The organism is Roseixanthobacter glucoisosaccharinicivorans (assembly GCF_043195095.2).
Classification (GTDB): domain Bacteria; phylum Pseudomonadota; class Alphaproteobacteria; order Rhizobiales; family Xanthobacteraceae; genus NCEH01.
Genome location: NZ_CM195538.1, coordinates 2,313,621 through 2,327,790, shown reverse-complemented (window position 1 = coordinate 2,327,790; position 14,170 = coordinate 2,313,621). Strand labels below are relative to the sequence as shown.

Sequence of the window (14,170 nt, the reverse complement as noted above, 5' to 3'; positions counted from 1 at the left end):
CAACTTTCCCGGAACCCGCCCTAAATGCCCATCGCGGATTTGGTGGCAAAAGCGACAATGATCAGCGCCAGAAGGACAAGGCCGAATATGACCGGCCTGGGCAATGATGGCGTGACTGCGGGTGCAAAGTTCGCCGTGGCGTGGCGAGATAGAACAAGCGAGGCGGCGGCCAGGATGACGCCCAGTCCTGTGCCGATCCATTCCAGCGTTGCCAGGAGCGTTGACATCGGGTTGGACGGCACGGGAAAAATACGGCCGAGATCGAGCAGGTAGACGCCGACGAAGGCCAAACCCGCCAGCGCGGACCAGCCGAATCCTCTGCCTGCTTTCGTGACGGTATAGGCGAGGACAACGCTGCCCAAGCCAAGCACCGTCAAAAACACGTTGAACGCGCCGAGCACAATGGAGGGATAGGCGCTGAAATCTCGCGTTTCAACGAATCCCCCGGGAACCATAAGCGCCAGATTCAGGGCGGATGCGACCAGAAGCGTGGCGATGACGAGGCGGGAAGTTGATATTGGACTATTCCTTGTACGATTTGGAGGCTTGCGCCGATGTGTCGCCGCCATCGCTTGGCGAAAGCATCGCTGTGAACAGGCTGAACACACGGTTGTTGATGGCGCGCGCGTCCTGAATGTGAAGCGTTTGCGCGTTCAGGGCGAACCAACGGTCGGCCTCCCGCGCGGCCGCGAAGGCCATCTCCGTCAGCAAGGCAAGTGGCAAGTCTGATCGGATGGCGCCGATCTGTTGTCCAGTTTCGATCAGCCGCTCAAATCGGGTATGGAGAGCATCGAGTAGATCCGCGATGGCGACCTGCGCCGCTGCTTCCCGATAGATGCCACGTCCCAACTCAGCCAAGCGGTCGTTCTGCTTTAGGACCGCCGTCACCTGGCCAAAGAGTGCGGCGGTCTGTTGCCAGTAATCGGCAACGGATTCTGGCTGAACCGGGCTCGCGTCAATCAGGCCGGCAAGTTCGGTGATGGCGCGTTCAATGACGGCGCGATAGAGTTCGCCCTTGTCTGCGAAATAATAGTAGGCCTGCCCCTTGCTGAGCGCGGCACGCGTTAGAATTCGGTTCAGTGATGCGCGCTCCAACCCGAACGCCCAAAATTCCTCTTCTGCTATATCGAGCCAGGCGGCGCGTTGCTGAGCGGGAACTTGCCGCAGTCGCACACGTGCCTGAAGTCGCTGATCCATGGGACGGTCCGTAATGCCAATCACAGTCGATCAAACACATTTAGACCGACGGTCTAAATGTGTCCAGCCTACACTACCGGCTAGGTCATTAGGGCAGTGGATCGTGTCTGCCTGCCGCAGATTTGGCCACATAAGGATCAGGCCAGGAAACTGGTCGGTCGCAACGAAATGAACGGCAATCGACGGCAATTAGGCCGCTGTAGCGCGCAATATCGCACGATGGCGTAGAATCGGCGGGGCTGGCGGGCCGGCAGAGATTCGAACTCGCCTTACATTGAGCGACTATGCTGCTAGCTTTGGTATGGCTCTCTCGACCAATCGCAAGAATCGGGTGTTGCGTGCCCCCGCAACCACTCTACAGCACGCCACAGTAGCCGCATCTACGCTGCCGCTCGAAGGTTTATGACTGAAAGCGGGCTGGATGGCAGGAGGAAGGCAGATCGCCTGAGAAATAACCTGATTGTAATCAAATAAATCGCTTCGCAAGCCGCGCTCGATGCGGCGCGTAGCCTTTGGCAAAGGCGGTCATCGAGTAGTCCATCCACATCCAAAAGCGCAAACGGACGATAAGCAGAAGCGCAAATGTGATCTCCGCCCGGCTGTGTTCAACGAGGTCCGTCATTGTATCGACGTCTTCCCGGCTGGGTTGAACCGGGAAGGACGGATGGGAATGCCATTCCCCGAGATAGTTGAAGCGGCTGAAGTCGCGGCCGGTCTTCTCGAAGAACGCATTCAGAGATTCATGATGCAGGGCTGGATCGCGTTGAAAATTGGCATGCGACCCCGAATGCGAATCGAGCGAAAAATCGACGATGCGGAAGCGTCCCGGCGCAAGCTGCTCCGCGAACAGCATACCGCCGATCTCGCGTGATCCTGCCTTGTGAAGCGCCTTACGCAGACGCGGCTCGATGTCAGGTGCCAGTTCGATCCGCATCGTCCGCCTTATCCAGAAGTGAGACTACGTATTCGAGCGCGGCGCCGGCCTGTTCTCCCGAAACAGGGAGTTGCCATTCGCCTTCGGCGGAGAAATCAACCGGCCGAGTGTCAAACGGCTCATCGAACACCCAGTCTGCCGCAAGGCCGATGACATAGGCCGGATGTGGGAAGATGGAGGTCTCGCACCGAACCAGCACGTCAACAGCCATGCGTGAGGTATGCGCGGCGATGACCGCCACGTCGGCGTCATCGGCAATGAGGGGTGGCTCGTCATCGCGGCGCGCGTCGTAGTCATCTCCTTGGCCATGCCACGGAGTCCCCTGGCTACGACACCAAGCGAGGTATTGGCGGCGGGCGGCGTGTGGAGGGGGCTCAATGCCCGGTCGCAGGCGCGCCACGAATCCGCCGATGCCTCCGGCATAGACTTCGGCCCAAATCATCGGGCTCCGGGCGCGTCGCGCTACCGATGCAACGAAGTTGAATGCCTGCGGATCGGCGGTTGCGTCGATCAAGAGATCGCATCCAGCAAGCGCGTCAAGGATCGTGGCCGTGCTGCCCGAAGATTCCTGGCCGCCCAAGTCGACTCGCCAAACGTCAGCCGTCACATTAGGCGCGACCGCGCGCAGGCGCTCTTCAAGTGCGTCAGCCTTGTGCGCGCCGAGGCTTTCCGCCCCCAATTCATTCCGTGCTAAGTTACCCGGCTTCAAGATGTCGTCATCGATGAGCACGAACTGCCGGACGCCGCTTCGCGCGAGGCTTGCAGCGATCTTTGAGCCCAGCGATCCACAGCCGACGATACCGACCTTCTTCCCGGCTATTGCTGCGTAGGAGTCCGGGAGGCGGGTGCCGGTTTCGTCGGAAACGTCGATGGCGCGATAGCGCAGCACCTTCCATGTGCCGTCGTGGAAGAACGAGAAAAAGAACTGTGCACCTGTCGCGTCAGCGAGCACCGTGAATCGCGATGTGGCATTGTCGTCGGCGGGCGCCTGGCCCTGAATAGCCGTCGCGGTGACAATGCAGTCCAGATGCTCCTGCTCGGAAACTACTACGCCATCGAGTGACGGAAGCCGCACGAGAAGCCCGGGGCTGCCCTGGCTGTCTCCAGGCGGTATGCTGTCTTCTCGCCATACTGGCGTGGATACGGGGCCGATTGAGGCGACATAGGCAGTCCACGTCCGGCGGGGGCCGAGCGTTTCCACGATGTTACACGGATAGCTGTATCCAGATTCCAGAGCGGCGATGCAATCGCGCAATCCACGGGTCAGGAATGCCCGGCAGCTCGTGCTCCGCAACTGCTGACCGAGGGATGCCTGATGTGCGCTCGGTACGACGGCGCGCCGATTTAGTGCTGGTTGCTCACCGGAAAGAAGACGGAACACGCTTTCGATCATCATCGCGCCGGTTACCGCAGGGTCCCAGTTGTCCGTCCTGTACTCGAGGCAAAACTCGCCTCCGTGTCCCCATTGGTGACTTGAGTAGTGTCGTCCGTCCCGAGGCAGAACAGAGGGCGGTGTTTCCGGAAAGAACGCCGGGTAGATCAAGGTGAATGGCAGGGCTTCCCCGTTGACGACGATGTCAAAATCAACGGCGAACTTCAGACCTTTCATCATGCGCGGCGTCGCGCCCGCCAGCCAAGGTGCACTCGCTCGGAGGGTCTCGATGCCAGTTACTTCCGTTTTCAGGCGCTCGGGATTGTGGATGAACCACATCAGCCAAATCCCCGCGGCTTGTCGTCTGCGCGCGGCGCGTTGGGGAAAGTGAAGGCTCCTGCAGGCGGCGCAACGGACGCGACCTTGAGAAGGGCCGATTTCTTTTCGAACTTGGATTCGTCGCGGTCGCTGAAGAAGGTCGTCGCGTAGACCTTGTCCCAACATTTCAGCGCCTTGGTACGCGTGCAATCGTGCTCGAACAGCGGGGCAAGCGTGTCGATAGCGTCGGTCAGGCGTGTTCGCAGGAAGCGCGCGCGAGGGTCATCCGTGCCTTTGGTAATGGTTTCATTGGGCGTGACCGGGTGCTCGACCACGAGGTTCCAGCTCAGCCGGTCGCGGATAGCCTTCATCGTATCATAGAGAGCGCGGTCTTCCCGCCAGATGTCACCTCGGAAGCACTCAGTTACGAGCTTGGTGATCCCGAAGCCGCTGAGGACCTGACTCGACCAGCTTTCCCGGCTGCGCGCGTATTTCTTGATTTCACGCACCACGCGGCGGAGTTGACGGCCATTGACGGTGTCCGGGCTCTGCTTCGTGTTCTCGTCTTCGAACCACTTCGACACGTCGCGGGCGTCCGAGCGCTTCCAGTCGCTGCTGGCAAGCTCGTGGTGGTAGCTCTCGTTTCCAAAGATGTCCTTGGTTGTCACGCGGCGGTACACCGGCACGTCCACGCAATATCCGGCGAGGTAATAGACACGCACACAGTTCTTGCGCACCTCGGGCGGGGTCTTGAATGAGCCGTCGTCGAGCGCGTCCCGCACCATCTGGCGAGCTTGCAGCGCAGTCATCTCCGCGCCGCGCTCGCCGATGAGCACGGCCTTATCGAAATAGACGCCATCATCGATATCGTAGTCCTTGGCAGGGTGCCGCGTCATCGTTTTCATGGCGTAGCTGCCTTGGCTGGCGAACTCGCGCGGCGTGGGCTTGCCCTTATCCTTCAGGCCTTTCTTCAGGCGCTCGCGGTTGGCATCACGCCGTCCGCGCATATTGGTCCGCTCCGCCTGCGGGAGAGTCACCTCGTCGTCGTGAAAGGCAAGAACGTCGTTGGCGCAGTTGTACATAGATCACCTCGAATTTCTGAGTTATGCGACCACCGCGCCGGCGGTGGACGAAGCCCGAAACGCCAGAGGATCGGTTCGAGGCGGAACGGTGTTGAACAGGCCGCAGATCAACGCCGCCTCGACGTCGGTCGCTGCGTAAGCACACTTGCTGTTGGTCATGTCCGCGTCGGTGCGGGCCTGGTTGATGAGCGCCTCCATCGCTTCGGTGCGCGTCTCGTCAAGATCGAGATAGGGGATGAGCGCCGCGGGCACTTTCTCGCTCGGGAAGCGGATAATCGTGCAGTTGCGGTTCACATGGCGCGCGAGTTTCTTGGCCATGTGGTCATATGCGAACTGCTGCGCATCCACCGCAAGACTGGCCGCTTCGCCGCCGAACTTCCACTCGCCCAAACCGCGATCGAGCGCGGACCTGGCGATCTGTTCACCTGCCGGCATTGGGCAGGTGCCAAGGCAAAAGATTTGGATCTCCTGCCCAGGCGCGGTCAAATCGAGCGCGTCGATAAGACCAATCAGCACGGGATTGTTTGCCCACAGCCCGCCGTCGACGAACACGTTGAAGCCGCTGGACGAATTGTCGGGATGATCTACCGCAGCCATCGAGCGGTAGATCGGCGCAGCCGTAGTGGCAAGGCATACGTCGACGAGTGAGTAGTTGTCGTCGCGATGGTTGGTTGTGTCCTTGAGGTGCGGTGTCTTGAACACCCAAGCGCGGTGTTGGCTCATCTCGACGGTCGGGATCGCAAGGCCGATACCGCGCGCCGCATAGATGTTGCCCAGCGTTGTCGTGCCGAGCTTCTCAGTAAGCGCCTTTCGCAGCTCTTTTGTTCCGGCTGCAAGTGCTGGTGGTCGCTTCCAGCCGTCGGGTATAGCGCCGATGACGCCGGCCGGGAGGGAGCGCGAGAAGATCTTCGGTCCGTGCTGAACGTAGAGATTGACGATATCCGAAAGCGGGACTCCGGCTGCAAGCGCACAAGCGATGATGCCGCCGGTGCTGGTGCCAACGATGAGATCGAAAGCTGCGCCGATATCGACAGCAGCGATACCGCGCCGTTGTGCGAATGCAGCGCCGACACGATCGAGATAGGTGGCAGTATAGGTTCCACGCATGCCGCCGCCGTCGAGGCTGAGCACGCGAAATGGTGGCAAGCTGGATGTTGTCATAAAACCCTCGAACACGTCACCGCAGGGTCGCTGTAGGCAGCGTCGCGATACCATATATAGTATATAGTCCGTAACTGTTCTCAATATAATGGATTTCGATGAAAGAAATTGATTGGAAACTCACTGTCAATTTCTCACGCCGCCATCTTGCTCTGGCGGCTGTTGATCCAGTCCCAAGCTTCCTGCGGAAGCCAGCCCTGGTAGTCGCTGGTCACACCGATCACCAGGAAGAAGTCATTCTTGTCGACGTGCGGCGCGAGGCGGTCCCAAATGCCGTTAGCGCGGAGCGAAGTATCGACGAGCCATGTCGACCCGAGAAAGTGCCACCACTCGCCGCAGTTCTTGATTGCGTCGTGCAATGCTTCATAATTCTGACCTGGGCGCTTCAGGTCATAGTTGATCGCGTAGATCATGTTGGCTCCTTGACCGGTTACGACGCTGAACCGGCCAACCGGTGCGTCCTGACTCCCTATGCGGAGGCCGGAGCCAACGCGGACATGGGTTGCATCATGTCCGCGCCGAGCGGTCTTCCCGCATAGGCATATTGAAAGGAGACGCATGAGGTGAATTCGGGCCAGGTTGCCGCTACCCGCACTCGTGACGAGATCGCTGCCGCGATTCGATCGCTCACGGCTGCCGACTTGGCGCGCCTGAAGATGGTGGCGAGGAAATACGCCTTCGGACGGCCAATCGAAAGCGACGACCTCCTACAAGAAGCATACGTCCGCGCGTTAGATAGCCGCGCCTGTCCCTCGCATGTCGATGTCGTCAAATTCCTGGCCGAGGCCATGCGTAGTATCGCCCACGGCGAAGCGGAAAAGGTGGAGCACAAAGTCACTCTTGTTCCCATCGCAAAAACAGGCGGACCGGACGACGAAGCGAGCTCCATTAGAGATGAGGCTGATGATGCCGAAACGCGGATGATCGCTGCTCAACAGGCCGAGAAGTGCATCGCCGCCCACGCGGCGGTGATTGCCTTGTTCGACGATGACCCCACCGCTCAACTCGTGTTGGAAGGAATGATGGAGGAGATGACTGCGGAGGAAATGCGCGAGCTGACCGGGCTCGACAAGACCGGTTACGACAGCAAGCGCAAACTGATCCGCCGTAGGATTGACAAGCAATATCCCGAAGGATGGAAGCCATGACCGGAAAAGGCAAAAGGGAGCGCGTAGCGCTCGACCGGCTGGCAGATGTCCTTGTCGATGACATTCTTAGCGCGTCCGATGAGGACATTCTGGCCGAATTCAAGGAAGCAGGTGACGACCCAAACCAGAATGCTGCCGAGATGCGAGCTCTATTTGAAAAAAGCGTTCTCGCATCGAACAAAAAGCGCCTCGCCGCAGCCAAAGCGGCTGCTACAGCGAACCGTCGTTCGCCGACCGGGTCTGTGGTCGCGCCAATTGATATGGCGACTGCCCGCGCTCGTCTTCGTTCAGTCGTTGATAGACCTGACTTGCCTCAGAAGGTCACACTGGCCGCCCGAAAAGAGAATGAACTTTCAGATGCTGATATTCTCGGCATGGTTGAGGATCTGCGGGAGCTTGGGGTACTGCCTCCCGATGACAGTCAGGATGGAAAACCCTGATGTCTCTTTCGCCGGCCGAGCGGCTTCTTCAAGAATTGGGCGTTACTGAACCGGATGAGATCGATCTTGAAGCGATAGCCTACTACGTCAATGCGCGCGTGAGATATCGAGCGCTCGACGGCTGCGAGGCGCGGATCATTGGCAAGGGTGACGAGGCGATCATCACCGTCAACGCCAACAGCACCTATCGTCGAAAGCGCTTTTCGATCGCGCACGAATTGGGACATTGGCACCATCATCGAGGTAAATGCCTTGCTTGCCGCGTTGAGGAGTACCGTCCGCGCGATACACTCTCGCCGGAGCGCACGGCCGACGGCTACGCCGCCGACCTTCTTATGCCCCATTATTTGTTTGGGCCTTTGGCCCGGCAGCAAGGCAAGCTAACTTTTAAGGCAGTCGCGGCGCTCGCCGATATTTTCAATGCAAGCAAACCGGCAACCGCAATCCGGCTGGTGGAGAGCGATCACTCGCCCGCCATTCTTGTCTGTCACGGCCCCAGAGGTCGAAAATGGTTTACTCGGGCGCCAAGTGTCCCGCAGAGGTGGTTTCCGCAAGATAGTCTTGATGCCGACAGCTACGCTTTCGGGATTCAGTTCGGCGGAAATCCAGATGACCCTCTGCCGCGCAAGATTGGCGCGGACGCTTGGTTCGACCGGCGGGATGCCGATCGATTCGAAGTCCACGAGCAGACCATGCGAACCGGTCCGGATGAAACGCTTACGCTTGTGCTAGTCAACGATCCCAGAATGTTGGAAGACCAAGATTATCGGGGCCGCAGTTAATGTCTGGGGCAAGGCCCGCAAATTCACTGCAACTGCTTATGACGCGCTCGTCGACAAGCGAGACAAGAACAGCTTGCGCGTCAACGTGGAAGCATCAGCTATGCCGAAGACCATTAATCTCTTCATGTTAAGCTAGGCTGCTATTCCCTGCGCAGGCCGGGGCAAACATATTGCGCATGGCAGGGCCGAGGGCATGGCAGCCGTCCGGGCCTGGGCGACCAAAATCAAGCGGATATCAAGCTGGCTGCTGCCGCTCACAGCAGCTTTAGAAAGCGACTTCGGCTACTACTTCGGGGAGACAATATGTCTGGCGGACGGATCGCCATCAGCGGTTTCGACTACCAAGCGGTCGTCATTCTGGACCAATTGTTCGATCACTTCGACCAGCATGCTGGCGACGCCCGGGCACGGCCTGAAGGGAAGGACGATTTGGATTTGGTTTGGACTGAGAACGGTCGCGACCGTCGCCGCCATGTCCAGATCAAGAAGCCGCGCGAGACGGATCAAGGCCTCCCCAAGAATCAACCTTGGCGACTTTCCGAAGTCGCGCATGAACTCCTGCCAAACACCCTAGACCAGCTCGCGATCTCAGACAGCCAGCAGGCCTGGATTTTAGGGGACGTGGTTCAGCCGCAGGTTCGGCGCCTGGTCGCAGCTGGGAGCGCGGCGGCGGATCGAGAGGCGGGCCTCTACTGGTCGGTGGTCCACTTGATGGCTCGCGCGGCGATATTGGACCAAGTTCCCGGCGGCTCGCGTCGATCCCTTCTGAAATGGCGCTTCAAAAACCCGCCGAGTATCGCCAATGATGCATGTGATCTTCTAGTCGCCACCTACGGCCAGATATTGAGAGTGGCAAATACCAGCGCCGAAGTCGTGCGCCGCTATCAAGAGCAGGTTATTTGGGTCGATCAGCGTCTTCCAGGCGTGCTCGCCCGGGTCGAAATTCTGGACGATTATGGATCTGAAGCGCAGGTGGGCAAACGCTTCCAAGACCGATTGCAGCGTGAATATCGCCTGTCGCCGCAGGTCGTGGAACACAACCTGTTCGGCAATTTCCGATCCTTTATCAATGATGTCGCCAAACAGCCAGGAGAGATGATCGATCGGCGGGGTTTCGAAGTGCAGCTCCGCAGCGCCTGGCCGCAGATGAGCGCTGCGACAGAGCCGCCAGTTCCACCAGCAAATGGGATTTTGAGACCGGACTTGATCGATGGACTGGTCAAGCCTGGATCCGCCACGGTTGTCGAGGTCGTAGGTATCTCCGGGTCTGGCAAGACGACGCTTGCCGCGCAAGCGGCTGCCGCGTTGGAGGACCACGATCCGGGTCGCCTCCCGATCTACGTCCGCGTGCGGGCAGATGCGGCATTTCGCGACGTGATGTCCGGAGTCTCTTTCCACCTTTTGCGTCGGGGAATACCCGACCTGTTCGGTCTCGCTGTGGAGAGCAAACCCGCCGACGAGACGGTGATCGACCGTTTGGCGGAGATATGCAGTGGTCTGTCTCGGCCGGTGCAGTTGCTGTTGGATCTGGCCGAAGGAACGTGCAACGCCCAATTCGGCCGAGACCTGGGACGGTTTGCCCGCGCCTTGACGCCGGGGTCTTGCCGCCTCGTAGTGTTTGGTCAGCAGAGCACTTTCAGCGCGCTGAGCCCTGTCGAGAGCGACAGCGCCGGCGTCCGCGCGATCAATATGCGCGGTTTCCGCTGGGAGGAGTTCGTAAGCCTCGTGGGTCGTTACCACCTCGGCATCGACCGGAGGGGGCTGTGGGAGATCTTCAATCGGATCACCGTTGGACGGCCGGCCGGACTCTATGCGCAACTCGCTGAGGCTTTGGCCCGCCAACCAACGCTCGACGCGATGCTCGCCATCGCGGGCAGACCGCCTGAGGATGTGGTTTCGGCTGCGGAGCAAAGCCGTTTCGATCAACTCGCGCCAGGCGCTAGGTCTGCGGCGGAGCATCTTGTCTGCTTCGCTCTGCCATTTCGACGGCACGATGCCGAGGCAGCTTTTCCGCATGAAAATGTCGGCGCTGCCATCAAAGCGCTCTTAGATCTTGGCTTGCTTCGGACCGAGGCCGAAGGCCTTCTGGAGATGCACGAAACCGTTCGCGCTGGGCTGGAGTCTGGCATCGCGCCAGCCGTGCGGCAGAGCGCCCACGTCGCCTTGGCGGAGTGGTACGGCGGACAGGGCGATATCACCGCGCAGATATTCCATCTCGACAAAGCGGGCCACTCTGATCAAGCGGAACTCCTCAGCCGAGAGACGTTCCTGCGGGGAGAGGCGTGGCGCAGTCTCGCCAGTTATGTGACCCGCCGGGCGGTTGTCACCGCGCAAGAGGTCGTCGCTCTTGCTGCCCGGCCTGAGCGTATCGCTGATTTCTATCTCCTCGGATCCATCCTGCAGGAACTTACCCCAGAAGGCGTGGATGAGCTGCTCATGGACCTGCTTATCCAGCAGCGTTTCCGCTATTTTAGCGATCATGATTGGGCGCGACCTGTGGTCGAAGCGATCCTCGCGCTCAGTCCCACCCGTTTCCAAGAACTGCTCGAATTTACGGTTGCCCAGGCGGCAAATGCAAAAGAACGTCGACAAGGCCTGACTTGGCTTTTGATTGCCGCCCGCTACGGACGCCGATCGTCGACAGCCGAGATTGTCGATTTCGCACAGTCGCAACCAGAGGACGTTCAGCACCTACTGTTGCCGGCCCTATTGCTCGACGGCAGCCGTGCCGCGCTTGCGCTGGGCTTTGCAATCTTTGCTCGCCCAACCGACGACAAGGCTCGACGCGACGCGCCCTGGAGTGGAGTGAAGCTGACTGTCGAGCGGCGGGAGGACGCGGTGGAAATTCTGGCCGCTCTGCCAACGATGCCGGCATCGGCAATGATCGCGACCCGATCGCTTGGGTTCGGACCCGTCGGATCTCTCATCTGGGCGGCCCGGAATCAGTTGCGTTCGTTCTGTGTCGACATTCTTAGGGAAGACGGCAGCGAAGCCGATATCAGAGCCAACGCGTGGAGGGTCCTAATCTTTATCGGTCACTCAGAAATCGAGAAACTGGTCAATCCCTTGGCCCCCGGACCAATCTCTCAAGATTGCGCGCTGCTGGGGCCAGCCTTCGCGCCGACGGCCTATGATGGGCGCCTATATGAGGGGGTTCTGTTCGATCCATCCGCACCGCCCGCCCACCGTCAAGCCGCGTTAGCAGTCCTCCTTTTTCTGGAAGTAGATCTTGGATCGCTGCGGAGCCGTCTCGCAGCCTTGCCGCAGGATCCGCTCGCCGCCCTTTGGGACAGGCTTTTTGTCCTCCTGTTTGTCAAACAGCCCTTCGCCGCAGGCGTCCCGATGCTGCAAGCCGAGCTTATGTCGCCGTCGGCGGCTTCGGTGCCTCCTCCGTTCTTAGTGTCCTGTCTCATCGCGGTTGCCGAAACCGCGTGGCCCGATGTCACCGATCTCCTCATCCAAGGCGTTCAGCACCATGATCTGTCGGTCCGGAGCGCCTCCGCTGTTGGGCTTGCCCGCCGTCGCCCCCAACGCGCAGCAGAGGTGCTCCGACATCAGATTGCCGTCGAGCCAAACTCCAAGATCGTCCCGCTTCTCGCCCAGGCCCTCACCGCGTGCGGCCCAACGTCGGCTAGCGATCTGACAGGTGGGTTCGCCTCGTCAGAACTCACCCTATGGCAATGCATTGTCGCGATGCGGACACGGGATGAAGGCTTCGCGCAGCAGCTCGTCGCGCTTGCGACAGACTCATCAGTTCATTGGGTGGTTCGGCGTGCCGCCATCTGGGCGGCGGGTCGCTTACCCTTCGCCGCGGCTCTTCAAATGATCGCCCCAGTGGTCCTGGCGGAGAGCTCGCCGCTAACGATCGATCGTGATGACAACCTACAGGCCCATGCTTCTCTCAGCGGCATGCTGCAGAACGGCGTGTCAGGATTTTTGTTCGAGGGCGAAGCGAACTTCATTGCATTCATCGCTTCGGCTCTAGAGCAACAGTGGAGCGAACTGCTCGCAAGGGGCAGCTTGCCGTCGCCATCCGATGCGGCCCGATGGCTCTACACGAGCTGATGAGTGATCCATCGCCCGCAGGTATTCAGCGATTGCTGAATGGAGTTCAAACGCCCCTTCTGCACGCGGCAGTCGTGAGAGCCTTCCGCCTTTGCGGCGTCGCTCGGGATATCGAAGACGTGCTGGCGAGCACGTCTTCGGTTTGGTTGGCAGTCAAATGCCTGCAGGAACGACGCTGGGTCCGGGACAGCGATCCCGACCTGTGTCCGCGGCTGCGCCGCATCCTGGCCACGTCGCCCTGCGGCGGCGCGGCCTTGTTAGGTCGCATTGTCAACGAAATCGAAGCGGGTCGTCGCCAATCGGGGACCGTGGCGACCGCATCGCCAGTTCCCGAGCCCCGGACACCGATGCCGAACCCGCTTCTCGATTATTCTGCGGCGGTGCGTGCTCTTCGCGGGGCTTCCGAATTGTGGATCGATGCAGGGCAATCTATCGCGCTTTCGCGGTTGGACCGGGAGGAAGTGCAGAGACTCATCGCCTTGGCGGATCCGGCCAACGATCCTTCGACAGCCGTCGTCCGCTTCACACCCACGATGACGTTCACCGCCGGAGGGCATGTTGTCGGCCGAGAGAGTTCGACGTCGACTGGCGGCACGTCCATCCATGAGCGACTTCGCCCCGCCATTGCCGCTGCCAACCGGTTCGATTTACCAATGCCATGGCATGGCGAGCGCTTGCGATGGCCCTGGGTTGGCACCTATGGGGCGCAATTCATCGCTAGCCTCGGCGCGCAGGGCGATGCCGATCGCCTCTACCAAGCGCTTGAGTCCGAAGGCGACATCCTACTACCCTTTCTCGGGCGCCTCGACGGCCTTAAGGCGACAGAACCACTTCTCGATGAGCGTCTAGCGCCAGTTCTTCACCGCTACCTTTTGCTGGGCGACGACGCCTTTTTCGAGAGCCTCTGCAACTTGGCGCAGCGAATTCCTTCTGCAGTAGCCGTACCCATCCTTTCGGGACTGCTCGGACGATGGGCGTCTCGCTTCGATGTGGCGTCACCGGTACCGCAGGCCGAGAATATTGAACTATGGCGCGGATTTGCGCGTCTCAGAGAGCACCCGCGTTTTCGCGAAGTGGCGGGGTGGCGTAAGATTCTGGAGAACGTCCTTGCCGCAAACATGCGGTGGTTTCATAAGCAAGACATTGTGCGGGTCCTCGAGGGCGATCCCGGCTCCTATGTGATCGTCGAGAGCCGGCTGTTGCGGGAAGAGAACTGGGTCCACTTCAATCGATGCGAGATCGATAGTTTGGATGAGGCCGCTAAGCGACTGTTCCACGAGACCCGCTAGGGTGTATCCGTGCGGTTGCTGTGGCGACATAGGTGCTCTCCATTCCGAGTTGCTCGCGAGTTCGAACGGCTGTTTCTGGATACGAGCCAAGGGCCGCTAATGGCGCAACCGCGACTGTCCTTGGCACCCTCGGTGTTCTGCTATTGCGGGATCGCCAAGCCGCACTCGGCGACCGGTTTTGGGTGCATTGCTGCCGAGAGCACCCGTTAACAGGCGGCATAGAGAACACCGATTTTACGATCCCGGCTATACCACGCACACATTGATGGCGGGCCGAAAGGGATCCGAACACCTCTTACAGAGAGTGGCTATGCCGCTAGCTTCGGTATGGCGCTCTCGACCAATCGCAAGAATCGGGTGTTGCGAGCCCCCGCAACCAACG

The 14,170-nt window shown here is 60.0% G+C and carries 12 protein-coding genes; 5 read left to right on the top strand and 7 right to left on the bottom strand.

Annotated elements, in window-relative coordinates; all coding sequences use genetic code 11:
* Positions 1–20 precede the first annotated feature (20 nt).
* The 7 genes from V5F78_RS10495 to V5F78_RS10465 form a co-directional block, all read right to left on the bottom strand.
* On the bottom strand, positions 21–569 hold the full coding sequence (locus V5F78_RS10495; RefSeq protein WP_509276777.1) for a DUF8051 family protein: 549 nt from the start codon (positions 567–569) through the stop codon (positions 21–23).
* Positions 523–1,197, bottom strand: coding sequence for a TetR/AcrR family transcriptional regulator (locus V5F78_RS10490; protein WP_394068303.1), 675 nt, complete (start codon positions 1,195–1,197; stop codon positions 523–525). The genes V5F78_RS10495 and V5F78_RS10490 overlap by 47 nt, the downstream gene beginning before the upstream one ends.
* Before the next feature lie 466 nt (positions 1,198–1,663).
* Positions 1,664–2,131 (bottom strand): Mov34/MPN/PAD-1 family protein, encoded by a 468-nt coding sequence (locus V5F78_RS10485; RefSeq protein ID WP_394068305.1) that lies wholly within the window; start codon positions 2,129–2,131, stop codon positions 1,664–1,666.
* A complete protein-coding gene (locus tag V5F78_RS10480; protein WP_394068307.1) occupies positions 2,109–3,842 on the bottom strand; it encodes a ThiF family adenylyltransferase in 1,734 nt (577 codons plus the stop codon). The genes V5F78_RS10485 and V5F78_RS10480 overlap by 23 nt, the downstream gene beginning before the upstream one ends.
* Positions 3,842–4,903 carry a cyclic GMP-AMP synthase DncV-like nucleotidyltransferase gene (locus V5F78_RS10475; RefSeq protein ID WP_394068309.1) on the bottom strand — a complete coding sequence of 354 codons (1,062 nt, stop codon included), beginning with the start codon at positions 4,901–4,903 and terminating at the stop codon, positions 3,842–3,844. The genes V5F78_RS10480 and V5F78_RS10475 overlap by 1 nt, the downstream gene beginning before the upstream one ends.
* Positions 4,904–4,924: 21 nt before the next feature.
* Positions 4,925–6,064: a CBASS cGAMP-activated phospholipase gene (locus V5F78_RS10470; protein ID WP_394068311.1), complete on the bottom strand. Its 1,140-nt coding sequence runs from the start codon at positions 6,062–6,064 to the stop codon at positions 4,925–4,927.
* Between the two features lie 134 nt (positions 6,065–6,198).
* Positions 6,199–6,477, bottom strand: a complete 279-nt coding sequence (locus tag V5F78_RS10465) for a hypothetical protein (RefSeq protein WP_394068313.1) — start codon at positions 6,475–6,477, stop codon at positions 6,199–6,201.
* Between the two features lie 150 nt (positions 6,478–6,627).
* Here V5F78_RS10465 and V5F78_RS10460 point away from each other — a divergent pair, with 150 nt between their 5' ends.
* The 5 genes from V5F78_RS10460 (at position 6,628) to V5F78_RS10440 (ending at position 13,788) form a co-directional block, all read left to right on the top strand.
* Positions 6,628–7,212, top strand: coding sequence for a hypothetical protein (locus V5F78_RS10460; protein WP_394068315.1), 585 nt, complete (start codon positions 6,628–6,630; stop codon positions 7,210–7,212).
* Positions 7,209–7,652, top strand: coding sequence for a hypothetical protein (locus V5F78_RS10455; RefSeq protein WP_394068316.1), 444 nt, complete (start codon positions 7,209–7,211; stop codon positions 7,650–7,652). The genes V5F78_RS10460 and V5F78_RS10455 overlap by 4 nt, the downstream gene beginning before the upstream one ends.
* Positions 7,652–8,434: an ImmA/IrrE family metallo-endopeptidase gene (locus V5F78_RS10450; protein ID WP_394068318.1), complete on the top strand. Its 783-nt coding sequence runs from the start codon at positions 7,652–7,654 to the stop codon at positions 8,432–8,434. Before V5F78_RS10455 ends, V5F78_RS10450 begins: the two co-directional genes overlap by 1 nt.
* A 303-nt stretch (positions 8,435–8,737) precedes the next feature.
* Entirely contained in the window at positions 8,738–12,499 is a 3,762-nt protein-coding gene (locus V5F78_RS10445; RefSeq protein ID WP_394068319.1) for a HEAT repeat domain-containing protein, read from the top strand.
* Positions 12,499–13,788, top strand: a complete 1,290-nt coding sequence (locus V5F78_RS10440; RefSeq protein WP_509276775.1) for a hypothetical protein — start codon at positions 12,499–12,501, stop codon at positions 13,786–13,788. The genes V5F78_RS10445 and V5F78_RS10440 overlap by 1 nt, the downstream gene beginning before the upstream one ends.
* The last annotated feature ends 382 nt before the right edge of the window (positions 13,789–14,170 follow it).